This window comes from Streptomyces sp. NBC_01506 (genome assembly GCF_045040295.1).
GTDB lineage: Bacteria > Actinomycetota > Actinomycetes > Streptomycetales > Streptomycetaceae > Streptomyces.
On the sequence record NZ_CP109422.1, the window covers coordinates 3,869,911 to 3,891,535 of the forward strand.

The 21,625-nt window shown below is 69.9% G+C and carries 20 protein-coding genes; 9 read left to right on the top strand and 11 right to left on the bottom strand.

Annotated elements, in window-relative coordinates:
- Positions 1 to 33 precede the first annotated feature (33 nt).
- The 3 genes from folB to OG329_RS16910 all read left to right on the top strand — a co-directional run bounded on the left by folB (position 34) and on the right by OG329_RS16910 (position 1,571).
- Complete coding sequence (folB, locus tag OG329_RS16900; protein ID WP_405796027.1) at positions 34 to 393, top strand: dihydroneopterin aldolase; 360 nt, start codon at positions 34 to 36, stop codon at positions 391 to 393.
- The gene (folK, locus tag OG329_RS16905) at positions 390 to 986 is read left to right on the top strand and encodes a 2-amino-4-hydroxy-6-hydroxymethyldihydropteridine diphosphokinase (protein ID WP_405796028.1); all 597 of its coding nucleotides are present in this window, start codon (positions 390 to 392) and stop codon (positions 984 to 986) included. Before folB ends, folK begins: the two co-directional genes overlap by 4 nt.
- A gap of 93 nt (positions 987 to 1,079) precedes the next feature.
- The gene (locus OG329_RS16910; protein ID WP_405796030.1) at positions 1,080 to 1,571 is read left to right on the top strand and encodes a DUF3180 domain-containing protein; all 492 of its coding nucleotides are present in this window, start codon (positions 1,080 to 1,082) and stop codon (positions 1,569 to 1,571) included.
- Positions 1,572 to 1,638: 67 nt separating this feature from the next.
- Here the strand turns inward: OG329_RS16910 and folE are convergent, their stop codons facing one another.
- The 6 genes from folE to dacB all read right to left on the bottom strand — a co-directional run bounded on the left by folE (position 1,639) and on the right by dacB (position 9,334).
- Positions 1,639 to 2,244 (bottom strand): GTP cyclohydrolase I FolE, encoded by a 606-nt coding sequence (folE, locus tag OG329_RS16915; RefSeq protein ID WP_405796031.1) that lies wholly within the window; start codon positions 2,242 to 2,244, stop codon positions 1,639 to 1,641.
- Between the two features lie 109 nt (positions 2,245 to 2,353).
- Positions 2,354 to 4,381: an ATP-dependent zinc metalloprotease FtsH gene (gene ftsH, locus OG329_RS16920; RefSeq protein WP_405796033.1), complete on the bottom strand. Its 2,028-nt coding sequence runs from the start codon at positions 4,379 to 4,381 to the stop codon at positions 2,354 to 2,356.
- Between the two features lie 195 nt (positions 4,382 to 4,576).
- Positions 4,577 to 5,137, bottom strand: coding sequence for a hypoxanthine phosphoribosyltransferase (gene hpt, locus OG329_RS16925; protein WP_405796035.1), 561 nt, complete (start codon positions 5,135 to 5,137; stop codon positions 4,577 to 4,579).
- 68 nt (positions 5,138 to 5,205) lie between these two features.
- Positions 5,206 to 6,279 carry a tRNA lysidine(34) synthetase TilS gene (gene tilS, locus OG329_RS16930; RefSeq protein WP_405796037.1) on the bottom strand — a complete coding sequence of 358 codons (1,074 nt, stop codon included), beginning with the start codon at positions 6,277 to 6,279 and terminating at the stop codon, positions 5,206 to 5,208.
- 248 nt (positions 6,280 to 6,527) lie between these two features.
- Entirely contained in the window at positions 6,528 to 7,658 is a 1,131-nt protein-coding gene (locus OG329_RS16935; RefSeq protein WP_405796038.1) for a zinc-dependent metalloprotease, read from the bottom strand.
- A 140-nt stretch (positions 7,659 to 7,798) separates the two neighbouring features.
- On the bottom strand, positions 7,799 to 9,334 hold the full coding sequence (dacB, locus tag OG329_RS16940) for a D-alanyl-D-alanine carboxypeptidase/D-alanyl-D-alanine-endopeptidase (RefSeq protein ID WP_405796040.1): 1,536 nt from the start codon (positions 9,332 to 9,334) through the stop codon (positions 7,799 to 7,801).
- A gap of 188 nt (positions 9,335 to 9,522) precedes the next feature.
- On the opposite strand from dacB, the gene OG329_RS16945 reads away from it, so the two are divergent.
- Both OG329_RS16945 and OG329_RS16950 read left to right on the top strand, forming a co-directional pair.
- Positions 9,523 to 10,017: an inorganic diphosphatase gene (locus tag OG329_RS16945; protein WP_003968257.1), complete on the top strand. Its 495-nt coding sequence runs from the start codon at positions 9,523 to 9,525 to the stop codon at positions 10,015 to 10,017.
- Between the two features lie 205 nt (positions 10,018 to 10,222).
- Positions 10,223 to 11,890, top strand: a complete 1,668-nt coding sequence (locus tag OG329_RS16950) for a threonine/serine exporter ThrE family protein (RefSeq protein WP_405796041.1) — start codon at positions 10,223 to 10,225, stop codon at positions 11,888 to 11,890.
- 34 nt (positions 11,891 to 11,924) lie between these two features.
- Here the strand turns inward: OG329_RS16950 and OG329_RS16955 are convergent, their stop codons facing one another.
- Positions 11,925 to 12,743: a DedA family protein gene (locus OG329_RS16955; RefSeq protein WP_405796043.1), complete on the bottom strand. Its 819-nt coding sequence runs from the start codon at positions 12,741 to 12,743 to the stop codon at positions 11,925 to 11,927.
- A 313-nt stretch (positions 12,744 to 13,056) separates the two neighbouring features.
- Here OG329_RS16955 and OG329_RS16960 point away from each other — a divergent pair, with 313 nt between their 5' ends.
- The 3 genes from OG329_RS16960 to OG329_RS16970 all read left to right on the top strand — a co-directional run bounded on the left by OG329_RS16960 (position 13,057) and on the right by OG329_RS16970 (position 16,574).
- Positions 13,057 to 14,337 (top strand): ion channel protein, encoded by a 1,281-nt coding sequence (locus OG329_RS16960; protein ID WP_405796045.1) that lies wholly within the window; start codon positions 13,057 to 13,059, stop codon positions 14,335 to 14,337.
- Positions 14,338 to 14,468: 131 nt separating this feature from the next.
- On the top strand, positions 14,469 to 15,086 hold the full coding sequence (wrbA, locus tag OG329_RS16965; RefSeq protein WP_405796047.1) for an NAD(P)H:quinone oxidoreductase: 618 nt from the start codon (positions 14,469 to 14,471) through the stop codon (positions 15,084 to 15,086).
- A gap of 30 nt (positions 15,087 to 15,116) precedes the next feature.
- Positions 15,117 to 16,574, top strand: a complete 1,458-nt coding sequence (locus OG329_RS16970; protein WP_405796048.1) for a glutamate decarboxylase — start codon at positions 15,117 to 15,119, stop codon at positions 16,572 to 16,574.
- Between the two features lie 151 nt (positions 16,575 to 16,725).
- Here the strand turns inward: OG329_RS16970 and OG329_RS16975 are convergent, their stop codons facing one another.
- From OG329_RS16975 to OG329_RS16985, 3 genes are all read right to left on the bottom strand, one after another.
- Positions 16,726 to 17,514, bottom strand: a complete 789-nt coding sequence (locus tag OG329_RS16975) for an ABC transporter permease (RefSeq protein WP_405796050.1) — start codon at positions 17,512 to 17,514, stop codon at positions 16,726 to 16,728.
- Entirely contained in the window at positions 17,511 to 18,428 is a 918-nt protein-coding gene (locus tag OG329_RS16980; RefSeq protein ID WP_405801885.1) for an ATP-binding cassette domain-containing protein, read from the bottom strand. Before OG329_RS16980 ends, OG329_RS16975 begins: the two co-directional genes overlap by 4 nt.
- Positions 18,429 to 18,564: 136 nt before the next feature.
- Entirely contained in the window at positions 18,565 to 19,206 is a 642-nt protein-coding gene (locus OG329_RS16985; RefSeq protein WP_405796052.1) for a PadR family transcriptional regulator, read from the bottom strand.
- Between the two features lie 40 nt (positions 19,207 to 19,246).
- Here OG329_RS16985 and OG329_RS16990 point away from each other — a divergent pair, with 40 nt between their 5' ends.
- Positions 19,247 to 20,038, top strand: a complete 792-nt coding sequence (locus tag OG329_RS16990) for a bleomycin resistance protein (RefSeq protein WP_405796054.1) — start codon at positions 19,247 to 19,249, stop codon at positions 20,036 to 20,038.
- A gap of 32 nt (positions 20,039 to 20,070) precedes the next feature.
- Here the strand turns inward: OG329_RS16990 and OG329_RS16995 are convergent, their stop codons facing one another.
- Positions 20,071 to 21,528, bottom strand: coding sequence for an aldehyde dehydrogenase family protein (locus OG329_RS16995; RefSeq protein WP_405796056.1), 1,458 nt, complete (start codon positions 21,526 to 21,528; stop codon positions 20,071 to 20,073).
- Between the last annotated feature and the right edge of the window lie 97 nt (positions 21,529 to 21,625).

Sequence of the window (21,625 nt, forward strand, 5' to 3'; positions counted from 1 at the left end):
CCCACTTGACCAACGACAGCAGGAGTGATTCGCGTGGACCGTCTCGCGCTGCGCGGCCTCAAGGCCCGTGGGCACCATGGCGTCTTCCCCCGGGAGCGCGAGGAGGGGCAGACCTTCATCGTGGATCTGGTGATGAGCCTCGACACCCGCCCCGCGGCGGCCGGTGACGACCTGACGAGAACCGTCCACTACGGAATCGTGGCCGAGGAGGTCGTGGCCGTCGTGCGGGGCGAGCCGGTCGACCTGATCGAGACACTCGCCGAGCGCATCGCCGAGCAGTGCCTGAAGCACGACGGCGTCGAGGAGGTCGAGGTGACGCTGCACAAGCCGGACGCCCCGATCACGGTCCCCTTCGACGATGTGACCATCACCATCACCCGGAGCCGAGTATGAATCCCCAGAGCGACCCGACCGTCCAGCCGGTGCCGGCCTCGGTGGTGGCCCAGGTCGACGCGGCGGACGTCACCCTCTCCAACCCCAAGCGCGCCGTGATCAGCCTCGGGTCCAACCTCGGCAACCGGCTGGAGACCCTTCAGGGCGCCATCGACGCGCTGGAGGACACCCCGGGCCTTCGTGTCAAGGCGGTGTCGCCGGTGTACGAGACGCAGCCCTGGGGTGTCGAACCGGGCTCCCAGCCCTCGTACTTCAACGCGGTCGTCGTGGTGAAGACCACACTGCCGCCCTCGTCGCTGCTGGAGCGCGCGCAGGCCGTCGAGGAAGCCTTCGACCGCGTCCGCGTGGAGCGCTGGGGGCCGCGCACCATCGACGTCGACATCGTGGCGTACGCGGACGTCGTCTCCGACGACCCGGTGCTCACCCTGCCGCATCCGCGCGCCCACCAGCGGGCCTTCGTGCTCGTGCCCTGGCACGACGTGGAGCCCGAGGCGCTGCTCGCCGGGCGGGGTACGGTCGCCGAACTGCTCGCCGTCGTGGAGCAGGCGGGCGTGGAGCCGCGCGTGGACCTGGAACTCCGCCTGCCGGACTAGTCGTTAGGCTCTGCGAGCCCGTCGGCCGGTCATCGGCGCGGGCGCGGGTCATATGTGTCAGTTACGAGTACGGGTGAAGGGCGGGCTCTCGCGGTGAGGCAATTGCGGATCGGGGTTCTCTTCGGCCTCTTCGCCGTGGCCGGGGTGCTCTCGTGGGGTGGTACGCGCCTCTGGGACTCGCTCGGCACCCTGCCCAGCGTCCCGCTCGCCGCGCCCATCGTGCTCGCGGTGATCGCCGTCGTCCTCACGGCGACGGCGCTGTCACTGCGCTCCCGGCTACGCGCCCAGCGTGAGCGCCGGCCGGGCGCCAAGGGGGTGGATCCGCTGATGGCGGCCCGTGCCGTGGTTTTCGGCCACGCGAGCGCGCTGGTGGCGGCGCTGGTCGCCGGAATGTACGGCGGGACGGGCGTCTTCCTGCTCGGCTATCTGGACATCCCGGCCCGCCGGGACCAGGCGTACTACGCGGGCTCCTCGGTGGTGGCCGGCATCGCGGTGATCGCGGCCGCGTTCTTCCTGGAGCGCGTCTGCAAGCTGCCGGACGGGTCCGACGACGAGAACCAGGGCACCGGCACCGCGCACGCCTGAGCCCACGCCCACGCACGCACCCGAGCCACGCCTGAGCCCGGCCCCAGGGGCCCGCGCCCGTGGTGGGTCAGCGGGCCATGATCAGGCTCATCGCCTCGTTGCGCGTCGCCGGGTCGCGCAACTGCCCCCGTACCGCCGAGGTGATCGTCTTGGCGCCGGGCTTGCGCACCCCGCGCATGGACATGCACATGTGCTCGCACTCGACCACCACGATCACCCCGCGCGGCTCCAGGATCTTCATCAGCGAGTCCGCGATCTGTGTGGTCATCCGCTCCTGGACCTGCGGCCTGCGGGCGAACACGTCCACGAGCCGCGCCAGCTTCGACAGCCCGGTGATCTTCCCGTCGGCCGACGGGATGTAGCCGACGTGCGCGACACCGTGGAACGGCACCAGATGGTGCTCACAGGAACTCTGCACCTCGATGTCCTTCACCAGGACCATCTCGTCGTGGCCGATGTCGAACGTCGTCGTCAGCACGTCCTCGGGCCGCTGCCACAGTCCCGCGAATATTTCCTTGTACGAGCGGGCCACCCGCCCCGGCGTCTCGCGCAGGCCCTCGCGGTCCGGGTCCTCCCCGACCGCGATCAGAAGCTCCCGTACGGCGTTCTCGGCCCTCTTCTCGTCGAACTCGCCGATCTCACCCTCGCCGTCCAGCTTCACGGGGTTGGTCATCTGAGCCTCGTTCCTCCGCCGTTCCGTGCGCGGCAACAGAAATACCGCGCCCCATCAGGCTAAGACCTGTGGGGCGCGGTATCTATTCCGGGCCTGGTGAGAGGTGGGATCAGCTCTCCGGACGGTCCTCCGGAACGGCCTCGGCCGCAGAGTCAGCGGTCGTCACTCCGGGAATCGCGCCGTTGGTACCGGTCGCTCCGTTGGTGAGGGCCAGCTCCTTGGGCGAGAGCACCGGCGGACGTGTCGAAGGCGTACGCCGCGAGGAGCCGGTCCACGCCGGACGGGCCGGGCGCCGCACGATCGTCGAGAAGATCTCGGCGATCTGCTCCTTGTTGAGCGTCTCCTTCTCCAGCAGCGCGAGGACCAGGTTGTCGAGAACGTCGCGGTTCTCGACCAGGATCTCCCACGCCTCGTTGTGCGCCGTCTCGATCAGCTTCTTGACTTCTTCGTCGACCAGCGCGGCGACCTCTTCCGAGTAGTCGCGCTGGTGGCCCATCTCACGTCCGACGAAGGGCTCCGAATTGTCACCGCCGAACTTGATCGCGCCGAGCCGCTCGGTCATGCCGTACTGCGTGACCATGGCACGTGCCGTCGCCGACGCCTTCTCGATGTCGTTGGCCGCACCGGTGGTCGGGTCGTGGAAGACCAGCTCCTCCGCCGCGCGCCCGCCCATCATGTAGGCGAGTTGGTCAAGCATCTCGTTGCGCGTGGTCGAGTACTTGTCCTCGTCGGGCAGGACCATGGTGTAACCCAGGGCCCGGCCGCGGGACAGGATCGTGATCTTGTGCACCGGGTCGGAGTTCGGAGACGCCGCGGCGACCAGGGCGTGGCCGCCCTCGTGGTACGCGGTGATCTTCTTTTCCTTCTCGGACATGATCCGGGTCCGCTTCTGCGGACCCGCCACGACTCGGTCGATCGCCTCGTCCAGGGCGTGGTTGTCGACGAGCTTCTTGTCGCCGCGCGCCGTGAGGAGCGCCGCTTCGTTCAGCACGTTCGCCAGGTCCGCGCCGGTGAAGCCGGGCGTACGACGGGCGACAGCGCCCAGATCGACGTCCGGGGCGACCGGCTTGCCCTTCTGGTGGACCTTGAGGATCTCCAGACGGCCCTGCATGTCGGGGCGGTCGACCGCGATCTGGCGGTCGAAACGTCCCGGGCGCAGCAGGGCCGGGTCGAGAATGTCGGGCCTGTTCGTGGCGGCGATCAGGATGACCCCGCCCTTCACGTCGAACCCGTCCATCTCGACCAGCAGTTGGTTGAGCGTCTGCTCACGCTCGTCGTGGCCACCGCCGAGACCCGCACCGCGGTGCCGGCCGACGGCGTCGATCTCGTCGACGAAGACGATCGCCGGGGCGTTCGCCTTGGCCTGCTCGAAGAGGTCACGCACTCGGGAGGCACCGACACCGACGAACATCTCTACGAAGTCGGAGCCGGAGATCGAGTAGAACGGGACACCGGCCTCACCGGCGACCGCACGGGCGAGCAGCGTCTTGCCCGTACCGGGCGGGCCGTAGAGCAGCACACCCTTCGGGATCTTGGCGCCGACGGCCTGGAACTTCGCGGGCTCCTGGAGGAACTCCTTGATCTCGTGAAGCTCCTCGACGGCCTCGTCGGACCCCGCGACGTCGGCGAACGTCGTCTTGGGCGTGTCCTTCGTAATGAGTTTGGCCTTGGACTTCCCGAACTGCATGACTCGGGAGCCGCCGCCCTGCATCTGATTCATCAGGAACAGGAAGACCACGACGATGAGGACGAACGGCAGCAGGGAGAGCAGCACGGAGACGAACGGGCTCTGCTTGGAGGGCGAGACCGTGTAGCCCTGCTTGATGTCGCCGCTCTCGAACTTGCTCTGCAGCTTGTCGGCCAGCGCGGCACCCTGGGTGCCGATGTAACTGGCCTGTACCTTGTCGCCGCCCTGGACCTTCTGACCGTCCTTGAGGTCGATCTTGATGATCTGTTCGTCGCCGGTGGTCAGCTTGACCTGGTCGACCTGGTTCTTGTCGATCGCCTGGACGACCTCGCCGGTGTCCACCGTCTTGTAGCCGCCGGACGAGCCGACGACCTGCATCAACACGACCACGGCGAGGACGGCCAGCACGATCCACATGACCGGCCCACGGAAGTATCGCTTCACGTCCATCCATACGGAGCGAGAACGCCCCGTCCCTCCTGCCCGTAGGTAAATGCCGCTGTGAGAAAAGACTGTTCTTCGGACCGTACCCCAGCATTGTCACCCGCGACCGCACGGGACTGCCGGGAAACCGGTCTTCCCATGCTCCAACGGCGGGAAGGGTGCGGGGGTTCCCGCCCCGGACCGGCGGGGGCCGGGCCCGGCTCAGCCGCCGTACACATGGGGGGCGAGTGTGCCGACGAATGGCAGATTGCGGTACTTCTCCGCGTAATCGAGGCCATAGCCGACGACGAACTCATTGGGAATGTCGAAACCGATCCATTTCACATCGATCGCGACCTTTGCGGCATCCGGCTTACGCAGCAGCGTGCAGACTTCCAGCGAGAGCGGCTCGCGCGAGCCGAGGTTCGACAGCAGCCACGAGAGCGTCAGGCCCGAGTCGATGATGTCCTCGACGATCACGACGTGCTTGCCCTTGATGTCGGTGTCCAGGTCCTTGAGGATCCTGACCACACCGGAGGACTGGGTACCGGCGCCGTACGAGGACACGGCCATCCAGTCCATCGTCACGGGGGTGGACAGCGCACGCGCCAGGTCCGCCATCACCATCACGGCGCCCTTGAGGACGCCGACAAGGAGGACGTCCTTGCCCGCGTACTCCGCGTCGATCTTGGCGGCCAGTTCGACCAGCTTGGCGTCGATTTCTTCCTTGGTGATGAGCACCGACTGGAGGTCGGTGCCCATGTCCTTGTGGTCCACCCGCATCACTTTCGTTGTCGGCCAGGAGGCCGGAACTCGCCGCCCGGGAGACACAGCCGTCGTGCGTGAGCGCTTCAGCCCTGCCGGATGACCAGTCTGCCACCCTGCCGTTGGGCCTCGACGCGGCCCGGCAGATTGATGGCTCCCTGGCCCCGCCAGCCCGTGATCAGGCGGTCGACCTCCTCGATATGCCGGGCGAACAGCGACCCGGCGGGGGCGCCGGCGACCACGGCGGCCCGGCGCAGGACACGGCGCCGGACGGCGGGCGGCAGCGCGTAGAGCTTGGCGCATTCCAACTGCCCGGCGTCGTCCCGTACGGCGGACTCGGCGTCGGCGGCCCAGGCGTCGAGGGCGTCGGCGTCGTCGCGCGAGAGCTGCGCCGTACGGGCCAGGGCCTCGACGACGCCCTTGCCGAGCGCCTTCTCCAGGGCGGGCAGTCCCTCGTGGCGCAGCCGCGAGCGGGTGTAGGCGGGGTCGGCGTTGTGCGGGTCGTCCCAGACCGGGATCGCCTGGACGAGGCACGCCTTGCGGGCGGTCTGCCGGTCGAGTTGGAGGAACGGCCGGCGGTAGCGGCCGGTGGCGCCGGAGACGGGGGCCATCCCGGACAGCGAGCGGGTGCCGGAGCCGCGCGCGAGGCCGAGCAGGACGGTCTCGGCCTGGTCGTCACGGGTGTGGCCCAGCAGGACGGCGGCGGCGCCGTGCCGCTCCGCGGCGGCGTCCAGGGCGGCGTAGCGCGCGTCGCGGGCGGCGGCCTCGGGGCCACCGTCACGACCGACGGTCACGGCGACGGACTCGACGGGATCGAGCCGCATGGCGGCGAGCCGGGAGACGACTTCGCAGGCACGGAGATCGGAGCCGGGCTGGAGACCGTGGTCGACGGTGACGGCGCCCGCCCGCACGGAGAGTTTGCGGGCCTCGAAGGCGAGGGCGGAGGCGAGCGCCATGGAGTCGGCGCCCCCGGAACAGGCGACGAGCACCAGCGGCCGGCTGTCGGCCGGGGGCGGTGCGGTGGAGCGGTCGGCGGCTGCCGGGGTGGGGCGCGAGGGCCCGATGGGGGAGCTGTCGGATTCGGAGCGTTCGGCGATGATGTCGTGGAGTACGCGGCGGACCGCCAGGCGTATCGCCGCGACCGCAGGATGGGGACCCATGTCCGGTGCCCTTCGTGATGTTTGGGGGGGTGCGTCGGTCGGAGTAGGGACGGGGTTCAGTCACACAGAGTGCGTCGATGGTGACAGAACCGGGCCGTTCCCCGAGCATCGCACGCCTACCCACCGCCCACGGTCCCTCGGATGGGTGATGCTGGCCCATTCCGGTGGACACCTGTGGGCGCCGACATCCGGCACGCGCCCTCGCCGAGCGCTCGCCGCGCGCTCGTGGGGCTCTCTTCGGGTTCTCTTTAGGAGTCGGCCTTGCGGTGCACGCGCGCGATCCAGTCCGCCGGCTTGGCGATCTCCGCCTTCGTGGGAAGGGTGTTGGGGGAGGTCCAGACGCGGTTGAAGCCGTCCATGCCGACCTCGTCCACCACGGCTCGTACGAAACGCTCCCCGTCGCGGTACTGGCGCAGCTTCGCGTCCAGCCCCAGCAGTTTGCGCAGCGCCAGATCGAGGCGGCTGGCTCCCTTGGCCCTGCGCTGCTGGAACTTCTCGCGGATCTCGGCCACCGAGGGCACGACCTGCGGTCCTACGCCGTCCATCACGTAGTCGGCATGGCCTTCGAGCAGGGACATCACGGCGGTGAGGCGGCCGAGGATCTCCTTCTGGCCGGGGGTCTGCACCAGCTCGACCAGGCTCCGGCCGTCGTCGTCCTCCTCGCCCTCGGGGCGGCTGCCGGTGAGGGACTGGGCCGCCTCACGCAGACGTTCCACGACGGTCGAGGGGTCGACGTCCGTTTCCTCGAGGAATGACTGAATCTCGCCCTCGAGGTGATCGCGCAGCCACGGCACACCGGTGAACTGCGTGCGGTGCGTCTCCTCGTGCAGGCAGACCCAGAGCCGGAAGTCGTGCGGGTCCACCTGTAGTTCCCGCTCGACGTGGACGATGTTCGGCGCGACGAGCAGCAGACGGCCACCGCCTCCTTCACCCGAAGGGAGGTCGCGGCTCGGCGGGGCGAACGTCTCGTACTGGCCAAGCACGCGGGAGGACAGGAACGACAGCAGCATGCCCAGCTCGACGCCGGTCACCTTGCCGCCCACGGCGCCGAGGACGGCGCCGCCCGCCGAGTTCGACCTGCGGTCGCGCATCTTGTCGAGGAGGGGTTTGAGCAGCTCACGGAAGCCCGCGACGTTCGCCCTGGTCCAGCCCGCCCGGTCCACGACCAGGACCGGGGTGTCCGGTGGCTCGTGGCCCTCCGGGATCATCCGGGTGTAGGCGCGCACGTGCTCCTCGGCCGCCTTGGCGTGCCGTCGCAGCTCGGCGACGATCTCGCGCGCCTCGTCCCGGCTCACTTCCGGTCCCGGCCGCGCGAGGCGGGTCGCGGTCGCGACCGCGAGATTCCAGTCCACCATCTCGGCCCCACCGATGCTCGTCATGCGTCAACCGTACGTGCTCGGGCCGAAAGGCGGTGAGGTGTCTGCCCTCCTGTGCACGTCCCGGCCGGTACGTGTCGGTACGTGTCGGCGCGTGGGCCCGCCCTTGCCGCCGCGCGGGGGCAGGGGCGGGCGGGAGGCGGTCAGGACGCCAGTTCCGCCGAGAGGTGGTCCAGGGCCCGTTGGGCCGTATCGGGGGCGGGGGCCTCCTCCGCCAGGAAGGCGAAGGCGAGGAGCCGTCCGCCGGGGCCCACGACCGTGCCCGCGAGGGAGTTCACGCCGGTCAGCGTGCCGGTCTTGGCGCGGATCAGGCCGCTGCCGGTGAGCGCGTCGGCGTCGGTGTACCGGCCCTGGAGCGTGCCGCTGAATCCGGCCACCGGGAGGCCGGTGAGGACCGGTCGCAGTTCGGGCCGCGCGGGGTCGGCCGCGCGGGCGAGCAGCGCCGTGAGCAGGCCGGTGGTGAGCCGGTCGCGGCGGTTGAGGCCGCTGCCGTCGCGCAGGAGCGCGCCGGCGACGGGCAGCTTCAGCTTCGTCAGCTCGGCCTGGACGGCCTGTTGGGCGCCGGCGAAGCTCGCGGGCCTGCCCGCCTCGATCGCGGTCTGCCGGACCAGCGACTCGGCGATGTCGTTGTCGCTGTTCGTCAGCATCCGTTCGACCAGGGCGGACACGGGGCGGGAGTACGTCACGGCGAGGCGGTCGGCGTCCTTGGGAGCCTTGCGCGCGGCCGGGGGGCCCGAGGTCTTGAGGCCGCGGTCGCGCAGCAGCTCGGCGAAGACGTCGGCGGCGTCGCCGGCCGGGTCGCCGCTGCGCGGTGCCGGGCCGCCGAAGGAGTCGGCCGCGGAGTCGTCGAGGCGGCCCTGGCCTGTCATCAGGGCGGTGACGGGCGCGATGTTGTCGTTGGGGCCGATCGGGTGTTCGCGGGGCCCTGAGTAGAGGGAGACGTCGAAGCGGACGGTCACCCGGTGCACACCGCGGTCGCGCAGCGCCCTGGCGGTGTCGGTGGCGAGGGAGCCCAGACCCTTGCGGTCGAGGGTGGCGTCGCCGCCGCCGACCAGGGTGATCTCGGTCGGGGCTTCGCCCTTTTCGCCGCCCTCGTCACCCTCGTCGCCCTCGTCGCCCTCGTCACCCTCGTCGTCGGCGGACTTGCCGGTGGGCTTGTCGTCGTCACCCTCGTCATCACCCTCGCCGTCGTCGGCGGTGACGACGGTGGTGGCGATGCGGTGGTCGGGACCGAGCGCGGAGAGCGCGGCGACCGCCGTGGCGATCTTGATGGTGGAGGCCGGTGCCATCGCCCGGTCGGCGCGCTGCCCGAACAACTGCTCGCCCGTCGCGACGTCGACGACGGACGCCGCCGGCGCCGGTCCGAGATCCGGGGATTCGAGCAGCGGGCCGAGTGTCGTCTTGAGGTCGGCGGGGAGGTCGGCGGGCGCGCGCAGGGACTCGGCCGACCCGCCGAGTTCGGCGAGCACACCGGCGGCGCTCGGCGCGGGCGCGGGCGTGAGCGCGCTCACTTCGTCGTGATGTGCGCCACCTGTACGCCCCTGAGCGGCGGCCCACTCGCGCTCGGCCTTACGCTGACCGGAGTCCCAGGGGCCGGCCATGGCCACCGCCCCGGCCGCCAGTACGAGGCCGAGCACGGCGGAACCTGCCGTGAGCTGCCACACTTTCGGCTCAAGCACGGTTGACCAGCCCCTTTCGCGATCACATCGCTGCGTGGGGGACACTTAATCACTGCGCGTCGCCACGAGCACGGTGCCCCGGCCAGCGATGGCCGATCCTGCTCGGCCCCGGGGGCGGCCCCGGTGACGTGCGACATCACCCGACAGCAGCATCACCGACATCTGTGTTGATCATGGAGGAGCCACCCGTGGAGTTCGACGTCACCATCGAGATCCCTAAGGGTTCACGAAACAAGTACGAGGTGGACCACGAGACCGGCCGGATCCGCCTTGACCGTCGTCTCTTCACCTCGACCAGCTACCCGGCCGACTACGGCTTCGTGGAGAACACCCTCGGCGAGGACGGCGACCCGCTGGACGCGCTGGTCATCCTGGACGAGCCGACGTTCCCCGGCTGTCTCATCAAGTGCCGTGCGATCGGCATGTTCCGCATGACGGACGAGGCCGGCGGCGACGACAAACTGCTGTGCGTCCCCGCCTCGGACCCGCGCGTGGAGCACCTGAGGGACATCCACCACGTGTCGGAGTTCGACCGGCTGGAGATCCAGCACTTCTTCGAGGTCTACAAGGACCTGGAGCCCGGCAAGTCGGTCGAGGGCGCGGACTGGGTGGGCCGCGCCGAGGCGGAGGCCGAGATCGAGGCCTCGTACAAGCGCCTCGAGGCGCAGGGCGGCGCCCACTGAGCGGGCGGAACAAGCGTCCCACGGACAGGTCCTCAGGGGCCGTCAGGCCCTGAGGGGCGGTCCGTGGCACACGAGCGGCGGGCGGCGCACCACACGGGTGCGCCGCCCGCCGCTCGTGCATGTCCGGGGCCGTGTCCATACTGAACGGATGGTTGTGCGAACCGTGCCGCAGCGGCATCGACGAGAGTGAGCGAGGGCGAGGACGGTGGTGGCCGAGCGGGACGGGGCGGAGGACCGTAGGCCCGCGTCCGACGAGACGCACAGCGCCTTCACTCCGCCGTCCGGGCAGCCTCAGGTGCCGGCGCCCGAGGAGGACAGCCCCACTTCGGAATTCTCGGTTCCGGACGGGTTGAGTCCGGAGAGTACGCACGAGACCGAGCGATCGGCGTTCGATCCGCCGAGTACCTACCGCGCACGCCGCTCACCCCCGGCGTTCACACCGGCGGAGGGCGTGCCCGTCGTCCGGCCGGCGACGGAAGCGCCCTGGCAGGACCGGATGCGTACGCTGCTGCGGATGCCGGTCGGGGAACGGCCGGTGCCGGAGATCGTGCAGCGGCACGACGAGGCCGGGCCCGCCGTACCGCGCGTGCTCGACCTGACCTTGCGTATCGGCGAGTTGCTGCTGGCGGGCGGGGAAGGCGCCGAGGACGTCGAGGCCGCGATGTTCGCGGTCAGCCGCGCGTACGGCCTCGACCGCTGCGAGCCGAACGTCACCTTCACGCTGCTGTCGATCTCGTACCAGCCGTCGCTGGTGGACGACCCGGTGACGGCCAGTCGCACCGTACGCAGGCGGGGCACCGACTACACCCGGCTCGCCGCCGTCTACACGCTCGTCGACGACATCAACACCGAGGACACCGACATCACGCTGGAGGAGGCGTACCGGCGGCTGGCCGAGATCCGGCGTAACCGGCATCCGTATCCGGGATGGGCGCTGACCGCCGCGAGCGGGCTGCTGGCCGGGTCGGCGTCGGTGCTGGTCGGTGGTGGCCTGGTGGTGTTCTTCGCGGCGCTGATCGGCGCGATGCTGGGCGACCGGCTGGCCTGGCTGTGCGCGGGGCGCGGGATCCCGGAGTTCTACCAGTTCGTGGTCGCCGCGATGCCGCCGGCCGCGATCGGGGTGACGCTGACGCTGGGCGCGTCCGCCACGAACTGGGAGATCCGGCCCTCCGCCGTGATCACCGGCGGGCTGTTCGCGCTGCTGCCGGGGCGGGCCCTGGTCGCGGGCGTCCAGGACGGACTGACCGGCTACTACATCACCGCCGCCGCCCGGCTGCTCGAAGTCATGTACTTCTTCATCGCGATCGTGATGGGGGTGCTGATCGCGCTGTATCTGGGCGTTCAGTTGAACGCCCAGCTCAACCCGGACGTGGCGCTCCAGGCCGGGGAAGGGCGGCCGGTGCTCCAGATCTGTGCCGCGGTGGCGCTGAGCTTCGCCTTCGCGATCCTGCTCCAGCAGGAACGGTCCACCGTGCTGATGGTGTCCCTCAACGGCGGCGTGGCCTGGACCGTGTACGGGGCGATGCACGACACCGGCGGGATCTCACCGGTGGCGTCGACCGCGGTCGCCGCCGGTGTGGTGGGCCTCTTCGGGCAGTTGTTCTCGCGGTATCAGTTCGCGTCCGCGCTGCCGTACGTCACCGCGGCGATCGGGCCGCTGCTGCCCGGCTCGGCGACGTACTTCGGACTGCTCGGCTTCGCGCACAACAACGTGAACGCGGGGCTGGCCTCACTGTCCACAGCCGCCGCGCTGGCCCTGGCGATCGCCATCGGGGTGAACTTCGGCGGCGAGCTCTCCCGGCTGTTCCTGAAGGTGCCGGGGTCGGGTCGTGGGTCGAGCCGCCGCGCGGCCAAGCGGACGCGCGGCTTCTGATCATCTGGGCGGCCGGGGAGTGCCGCCGACGCGGTCAGCGCCTGGCGTGGCGCCCGCGCGGCGGGCTCTCCGGGTCGTCCGGCGCGGTGGGCGGCAGAGGGGCGCCGTACTCGTCGCGCGTGACCCGCAACTGCCGGGTCTGAAAGTCCTGCGGCACCTGTCCGTGCGGGGCGTGGGGCGTGTGCCGCGCGGGATCCACGGGCTCGGCGGGTCCGCCCGCGGCGGGGGCCTTCTTGGACTTGGAACGGGCCCGCAGGACCTCGAACACGATCGGCAGCACCGAGATGGCCACGATCAGGATGAGGATCATCTCGATGTGCTCGTTGACGAAGTCGATCTTGCCCAGCGCGGCACCGAGCAGGGTGACTCCCGCACCCCAGAGCACGCCGCCGATGATGTTGAACATCACGAACGAGCGGTAGTTCATACGGCTGACGCCCGCGATGATCGGCGTGAACGTCCGCACGATGGGCACGAAGCGGGCCAGCACCAGCGACTTGGGGCCGTACTTCTCGAAGAACTCGTGCGCCTTCTCCACGTTCTCCTGCTTGAAAAGCTTGGAGTCCGGCCGCTTGAAGAGCGCGGGGCCGACCTTTCGGCCGAAGAGATAGCCGACCTGATCGCCGATGACCGCCGCCAGCACGATCAGGAGACAGACGAGCCACAGCGGCCTGTCGAGCGTGCCGGCCGTCACCAGCAGTCCGGTGGTGAACAGCAGGGAGTCGCCCGGCAGGAAGAAACCGATGAGCAGGCCGGATTCGGCGAACACGATGACCAGGACACCGAGCAGGCCATAGGTCCCGATCAGATAGTCCGGGTCCAGCCAGCTCGGTCCGAGCGCAAGGGTTGTCACGAGGTCCGGGGCTCCTGAGTCGATAGTCGGCCGACCGTAGAAATCGGTCGTCGCTGCATCAGCGTCGTCCAATCGCCATCAGCGATTGTCGGCTGCCCAAAGCTATCAACGCTCCGCCCCCTACTGAGGTTCCACCCGGTCCCCACAGCTTGCGATCGGCACGGACCGGGGCCGATGCGCGCCTTTCGTCCCCGGCCCTCACCGGTCGTCCACACTCGCGGCCGGACCACGACCTCGTGGAGACGCCACGCGTGAGACATAGACCCCCTCTCAGGGAGGCGTTTTGCCGCATTTATGCCATTACGGTGTGTGCGTGGCCACTGACGCTCCGCCCACTCCCCCGTCCCCGTCCCCGTCCGGGCGCACACTCCTTCCGCTGATCGGCCCCTCCTTGGTCGTCGGTGTCGCTGCGAGCTTCGTCCTGCTCGGGGTGAGCGAGCTGGCCGGACTGCTCGATGACGTGCTCTGGCAGACACTCCCCGACGCGCTCGGTATCGGTCGGCACTCCTCTCTGTGGATGATCGTGATCCTCACGGCGACCGGGCTCGCGGTGGGTCTTGTCGTACGGCAGGTGCACGGCCACGCGGGACCCGACCCCGCCACGACCGGGCTGGTCGACCCTCCGATGGCGCCCGGCATCGTCCCCGGTCTGCTGCTGGCCACCGCTCTGGCACTGGCGGGCGGGGTCAGTCTCGGGCCGGAGAATCCGATCACCGCGGCCAACATCGCGCTCGCCTACTGGCTCGGCCGCAAGGCGGCTCCCACCGCCCCGGCCGAGCTGTGGGTCTCGCTGGCCGCCGCCGGCACGATCGGGGCACTCTTCGGCACGCCCGTGGCCGCCGCGCTGATCCTCACGGAGACCTTCGCGGCCCGACCCGGGCCGGGCTCGCTCTGGGACAAGCTGTTCGGGCCGCTGGTCGCCGCGGGGGCCGGCGGGCTGACGACCGTGCTGATCGACCATCCGACCTTCGATCTGAATCTGCCCGACCACCCGGGTGCCCGCTGGAGCGACGCCCTCGCCGCGCTCGTGATCGCGCCGGCCGCCGCCGCCCTCGGTATGGCCGCCGTATACGCCTTCCCGTACGCCCACAGCGCCTTCCGGCGCCTCGGGCGTCCCGTACTCGCCCTGACCGTCGGCGGGTTGCTCCTGGGCCTCCTCGGGGCGCTCGGCGGGTATCTCACTCTCTTCAAGGGTCTGGACGAGGCGAAGACACTGGCCGCCGACCCGGACGGCTGGTCGGCGGGGCGGTTCGCGCTGATGTGCGGGGTGAAGACGGTCGCGCTGGTGATCGCGGCGACCTGCGGCTTCCGGGGCGGCCGGATCTTCCCTGCCGTGTTCGTCGGCGTCTCCCTCGGGCTGTTCGCCCACGCGCTCGTGCCCGCCGTGCATCCGACCGTGGCGGTTGTGTGCGGAGTGCTCGGGATGCTGCTCGCCGTCACCCGGCAGGGATGGCTGAGCCTGTTCACCGCGGCCGTACTCGCCGCGGACCCGAACCTGCTTCCCCTGCTGTGCGTGGCCATGCTGCCCGCCTGGCTGCTGGTGACCGGGCGCCCGAAGATGCAGCTCGGCGAGGACGGCGCGTCTCTGCGGTGACGGGCCGCGCCCGCCCCGGACGGACAACCCGTGGGCACTCGGCGGACACCCGCCGAGCCGAACGACCGTTTTGTCCGTATCGTCGCGCCTGACGTCCCTGCCGCCCGAGCCCGACCACCGAGGTAGCCACCATGCCCACGCCCGTGAACGTCGCCGTCATCTACTACTCCGCCACCGGCACCCTCACCACGATGGCCAAGGCCATGGCCGCGGACGCGGAGGCGGCGGGAGCGACCGTACGGCTCCGCAAGGTCGCCGAACTCGCCCCGCAGGCCGCGATCGACACCAACCCGGCCTGGGTCGCCAACATCGCGGCGACCGCCGACATCACCGAGGTCACGGCCGACGACATGACCTGGGCGGACGCCGTGATCTTCGGCTCCCCCACCCGCTACGGCAACGTCTCGGCCCAGCTCAAGCAGTTCCTCGACACTCTCGGCGGTCTGTGGCAGGAGGGGCGGCTCGCCGACAAGGTCTACAGCGGCTTCACCGCGTCCGCAACGTCGCACGGCGGCCAGGAGACGACTCTGCTCGCGCTCTACAACACCATCCACCACTTCGGCGGCATCCTCGTCACCCCCGGCTACACGGACGCGTCGAAATTCGTCGACGGCAATCCGTACGGAACCTCGCACGTCTCCGGGCAGGGCGACCTCCCGGTGAACGAACAGACGCTCACCGCGACCCGCGTCCAGGCCGAGCGGGTCGTGAAATTCACCCGCGCCATCAAGGCCGGCCTCGCCGTCTGAGGCGACAGACCAAGGGAGACAGGCAGAGCGATGGCACTCCACCGCGGCACGCAGGGCGTCGAAGGCAATATGAGAGGCCCGACGGACGGTCCGGCGGACGACCACCCCGAGCGGCGCCGGCTGTCGATCAACCCTTTCTTCGGCGAGGCCGACCCGACCAACGGGATGTCGTCCGCCCCGCCCACGCACCGGCTGCCGGACGGCCCCATGCCGCCGTCCACGGCCTACCAACTCGTCCACGACGAGCTGATGCTCGACGGCAACTCCCGGCTCAACCTGGCGACCTTCGTCACCACCTGGATGGAGACGCAGGCCGGTGTCCTGATGGGTGAGTGCCGGGACAAGAACATGATCGACAAGGATGAGTACCCACGGACCGCCGAGCTGGAGCGGCGGTGCGTCACGATGCTCGCCGACCTCTGGAACGCCCCCGACCCGTCCGCCGCCGTCGGCTGCTCGACCACCGGCTCCAGCGAGGCGTGCATGCTCGCCGGCCTCGCGCTCAAGCGCCGCTGGATGCTCAAGAACCGGGACCGCTATCCGGGCAGCGCCAAGCCCAATCTCGTGATGGGTGTGAACGTCCAGGTCTGCTGGGAGAAGTTCTGCAACTTCTGGGAGGTCGATGCCCGCCTCATCCCCATGGAGGGCGACCGCTTCCACCTCGACCCGCAGGCGGCGGCGGACCTCTGCGACGAGAACACCATGGGCGTCGTCGCCGTACTCGGCTCGACCTTCGACGGCTCGTACGAACCCGTCGCCGAGCTGTGCACGGCCCTCGACGCGCTCCAGGAGCGCACCGGTCTGGACATCCCGGTCCATGTCGACGGCGCGTCCGGCGCGATGGTCGCGCCCTTCATCGACGAGGACCTTGTCTGGGACTTCCGGCTCCCGCGCGTCTCCTCGATCAACACCTCCGGGCACAAATACGGCCTGGTCTACCCGGGCGTCGGCTGGGCGCTGTGGCGCACCGCGGCCGAGCTGCCCGAGGAACTGGTCTTCCGCGTCAACTACCTGGGCGGGGAGATGCCCACCTTCGCGCTGAACTTCTCCCGGCCCGGCGCGCAGGTCGTCGCCCAGTACTACACCTTCCTGCGGCTCGGCAGGGACGGCTTCCGGGCCGTCCAGCAGACGACGCGGGACGTGGCCCGCGGGCTGGCCGACGCGATCGGGGACATGGACGACTTCCGGCTGCTCACCCACGGCGACGAGCTGCCCGTCTTCGCCTTCACCACCGCGCCCCATGTGACGAACTTCGACGTCTTCGACGTCTCGCGACGGCTGCGGGAGCACGGCTGGCTCATGCCCGCCTACACCTTCCCGGCCAACCGCGAGGATCTGTCCGTCCTGCGCGTGGTGTGCCGCAACGGATTCTCGGCCGACCTCGCCGCGCTGCTGCTCGCCGATCTGCGGCTGCTGCTGCCCGAACTGCGGCGCCAGCCCCACCCGTTGGGCCGGGACAAGTCGAGAGCCACGGCCTTCCACCATTGACCGGCGCGCGCCCGTAAAAATCTTGCGCATGGATTCCCCCCGAGGTCCGCGGCGATTCGACGCGCCGCGTGCGGTTCTGCCCCTGTTACACCGCTCACCCCGGAAAGGTTCCACCCGCCGATCGGTCACCCGGTGATCGGCCGGCGGCCGGTCAGCGGCTCAGCCCGCGGAACCGCCGTATCGCGAGCGGGAAGAACAGCGCGACCAGCACCGCCGGCCACACCACCGCCAGCAGATGCGCGTTCTCCGCCGCCCACGAACCGCTCATCCGCCCCGGAACGCCCGACATATCACGGACCGCCGCAGCCGTCGCCGACATCGGATTCCACTCGACCGCGGCGCCGAGCCAGCCCGGCATGGACTCCGGTGTGGCGAAGGCGTTGGAGAGGAAACCGATCGGCCAGACCAGGATCTGCACCGCCTGCACCATCTCCGGCCTGCCCGCCACCATCGCCAGATGGATGCCGAGCCACAGCATCGCGAACCGCAGCAGGAGCAGCAGCCCCACCGCCCCCAGCAGCGCGGCGAATCCGCCGTTCCAGCGCCAGCCGACCGCGTAACCGACTCCGATCATCAACGTCAGGCTCAGCGCCGACTGGAGCATGTCCGCGGCGCTCCGGCCGACCAGCACCGCCGAGGACGCCATCGGCATCGAGCGGAATCGGTCGATGACTCCCTTGCCCAGATCCTGGGTGACGGCCAGCATCGTCGACTCCAGCCCGAAGGCCATCGTCAGCGCGAGCATTCCGGGGACGAGGAAGCCGATGTACTCCCCGTCGACGCCGCGCCCCGCCCCCATCACGTAGCCGAACATCAGCAGCAGCATCACCGGGAAGATCAGCCCGACGACCACCTGTGCCGGCCGTCGCCGCCAGTGGGCCAGTTCGCGCCGTGTCATCGTCCAGCAGTCGGTGAGCACCCAGGCGTTCGTCGTACTCATACAGCCTCCTTGGTACGTTGCGTCAGCTCCAGGAAGACCTCGTTCAGCGTCGGCCTGCGCACCACGATGTCCTCCGCCTCGATCCCGGCCGCCGTCAGTGCCTGTACGGCGCCGGCCAGCGTCGCCATCCGGTCCGCGGCGGGCACGCTGACCAGCCGGCGGTCCTCCTCCACCGTCACCTCGTCCCCGAACAGCCGTGCCGCCGAGGCCAGTTGCCCCGGGTCGCGCACGACGACGTCGACCCGGTCGCCGCCGACCTCCGCCTTCAGCCGGTCCGGGGTCCCCTCGGCGATCGCGCGTCCGTTGTCGACGACCGAGATCCGGTCCGCCAACTGGTCGGCCTCCTCCAGGTACTGCGTGGTCAGCAGTACGGTCGTGCCTCCGCCGACCAGCGAGCGCACGGAGGCCCACACCTCGGCGCGCCCGCGCGGGTCGAGTCCGGTCGTCGGCTCGTCCAAAAAGAGCACCGCCGGATCGGTGATCAGCGAGGCCGCCAGGTCGAGGCGGCGCCGCATGCCCCCGCTGTACCGCTTGATCGCCTTGCGCCCGGTGTCGGCGAGCCCGAAGCGCTCCAGCAGCTCGTCGGCGCGTGCCGCCGCCCGCCGGGCGCCCAGGTGGTGGAGCCGCCCGAACATGTCCAGGTTCTGCCACCCGCTCAGTTCCTCGTCCACCGCCGCATGCTGTCCGAGCAGCCCGATCCGCCGGCGCACCTCCCGCGCCTGCGTACGGATGTCGTGCCCCGCGACCCGGACCACACCCTCGTCGTGCCGCAGCAGCGTGGCCAGTACCCGTACGGCCGTCGTCTTGCCCGCTCCGTTCGGCCCGAGGACCCCGTGCACGGTGCCGCGCGCCACCACCAGGTCGAGCCCGTCGAGCGCGGACTTCTCGCCGTACCGCTTGTGCACGCCTTCCATGACGATCGCGTCCGTCGTGTCGCTCAATGCCTTCGCCTCCAGCCTCTCTGCCACGTAGTCAAACTTGACTACGCCCGGAAAGGTATCCCCGGAGGGGGGATTAGTCAAACTTGATTAGCGAGGATTCCGTGCCGGGTCAGTCGTCGTCGCCCTCGGCGGGGACGCCCGTCGCGTACGGGTTCTCCTCGCCCTCGGCGAGGACCCCCACGAAGGGGTCGCCCTCGCCCGCGAAGACATGCGCGCCGCCCTCGATGCGCTTGATGAAGCCGCGCGTCCACTCGGCCCCGGAGTCGGCCTGACTGATCCACATGTTCATGATCTCGCCGATGTGCCCGAGCTGTTCCGGACCGCTCTCGGGCGTGTAGTACTCGGTCACCGACGCCCGCCAGGTCTCGATCGCCCGCACACGCTCTTTCAGCAGTTCGACGGCCTCGGCACGCGGCAGATCGACGATGAAGCCGACGCCGGCCGACAGCACGTCCATCTTCTGGTCGTAGGCGACCAGGGACTCACGCAGCAGCCGGAAGTACTCCGCCGTCCCGGCCTCCGTGATCTCGTACTCCGTACGCGGCGGGCCGCCCGCCGTGCTCGGCGCGACCTCGTGCGCCAGCAGCTCGCCCTGCTTCGCCATCTGCTTCAGCGCGTGGTAGATCGAGCCCGGCTTGGCGTTCGACCACTCGTGCGCGCCCCAGAACTCCAGGTCGTTGCGGACTTGATAGCCGTGCGCGCGGCCGTGCTGGCGCACCGCGCCGAGCACCAGCAGCCGGATCGCTGACATCGCCGTACCCTTCTATTCAACTTTGACTAGACTACTCGACATGAGAGAGAAGACCATCCCGCTCCTCCCCTGCCAGACCATCCAACCGGTAGTCGACTTCTACTCGGCACTCGGCTTCGAGACCACCTTCATACAGAGGAGCCCGTACGCCTACGCGGTCGTGGAGCGCGGCGACGTGGAACTCCAGTTCTTCGGCATGAAGAAGTACGACCCCACCCAGTCGTTCAGCGGCTGCTACGTGCTGACCGACGACGTGGACGGGACGCACAGCGCCTTCCGGACCGGGCTCAAGGCGGCGTACGGGAGGGTCCCGACGCGTGGGCTGCCCCGGATCGGGCCGGTGAAGGACATGTCGTACGGCGTGCGGCAGTTCCTCATGACGGACCCGGCCGGCAACACCATCCGGATCGGGCAGCCGAACGACGCCGAGAGCGACGGGCACCATCAGCCCGCCCCCAAGGAGCCGTACGCGCGCGCCCTGCACCTGGCGGTGGCCTTCGCCGACTCGAAGCAGGACCCGGGAGCCGCGGTGAAGCTCCTCGACCGCGCTCTCAGGGACGCCGAGGAAGGCGACGACATCGGTGACGGCGTCCGTAAGGAGGGCGCGTCACCGACCGCCGTACAGCTCTACCGGATGCTCGTGCTGCGGGGCGATGTCGCGCAGCGTCTGAACGACACCGAGGAGGCACGTGGCTTCCTCGACAGGGCCGCCGCCGTCGAGCTGACGGCGGACGAGCGCACGCAGGTGAGTGACGACGCGGGGCGGGCCGCGGAGCTGCTGGAGTCACTGCGAGCCGTGGACCAGGAACAGGAACAGGAACAGGACGGGTGACTCCGGGGGCGGCTGCGGCTGCGGCTGACGGATCAGAACGGGAAGCTTGAGCGCCCGTACTGGACCGAGATCCACTTCTGGGTCGTGAAGGCGTCGACCATCGACTCGGCGTTCAGCCACTCCGCCCCGGAGTGCTTCTCACCGCCGAACGGCACTATCGGCTCGCTGTGACCCGTGCCGTCGTTGATGTGGATCATGCCGGTGTTGATCCGCCGCGCCACCCGCACGCCCCGCTCGACGTCACCGGTGTGTATGGCGCCACTGAGGCCGCACCGCGTGTCGTTGGCGATCCTGACCGCCTCGTCCACGCCGTCGAACGGCAGCAGGATCGCGACCGGGCCGAGTATCTCCTGCGTCAGGACGGGTGAGTCGGCGGGCAGACCGGTCAGCACGGTCGGGGAGACGAGGTTGCCGTCGACGGTGCCGCGCACCAGCGCGGTCGCGCCCGCCTCGACGGTCTCCTCGACCAGCGCGCCGACGGCGTCCGCCTGCTGGGAGCTGATGAGCGGGCCGATGACCGTCTTCGGATCGGCCGGGTCGCCGACGGTCAGAGTCCTGACCTTGGCGACGAACTTCTCGGTGAACTCCTTCTCGACCGCGCGGGCCAGCAGGATGCGGTTCGCCGCCATGCAGACGGGGCCCTGGTAGGCGTACCGGCTGAACACCGCCGCGTGGACCGCGTAGTCGACATCGGCGTCCGCGAGGACGATCAGCGCGCTGTTCCCGCCGAGATCGAGTACGGAGCGCTTGAAGTTCTTCGCGCAGACGACGGCGACGTGCCGGCCCACCCGGTCGGAGCCGGAGAAGGAGATGACCTTCGGAACCGGGTGCTCGATCAGCGCGTCGTCGATCTCGGCGATGTCCGTGATCACGACGTTCAGCAGTCCGGCGGGCAGGCCCGCGTCCTCGAACACCTTGGCCACCAGGGATCCGCCGCAGATCGGCGTGTTCTGGTGCGGCTTCAGTACGACGGCGTTGCCGAGCGCCAGCGCCGGGGCGACCGACTTGAGCGACAGCAGGAAGGGGAAGTTGAAGGGGCTGATGACACCGATGACACCGACGGGAACGCGCTGGACCCTGTTCTCCGTGCCGTCCACGGGCGAGGGGAGGATGCGGCCTTCGGGGCGCAGCGTGAGCTGTATGGCCTCGCGCAGCAGCTCCTTGGCCAGTCGCAGCTCGAACGCCGCCTTCAGGCGCGTACCGCCCAGCTCGGCGATGATCGCCTCGGTGATCTCGTCCTCGCGGTCCTCCACGATGCGCAGCGCGCGCTCGAAGATCCCTCGCCGGGAGTACGGGTTGGTCTGCGCCCACGTCACCTGGGCGCGCTCGGCGGCCTGGTACGCCTGGTCGACCTCGTCGGCCGTGGCCACCGCGATCGACGCCAGCTTCTCCCCGTCGTAGGGGTTGAAATCGATGATGTCCCACGAGCCACTGCCGGGCCGCCACTCGCCGTCGATGTACTGCTGGTCGAGTTCGGCGAAGAAGGACATGTGATCCCTAACCTCAGAACCGGAAGCCGGAAGGCTGATGTCACGTCATCATACTTACGTGACACGTGAGTTAAGGGCCTTCTGGAACGTCCGATGC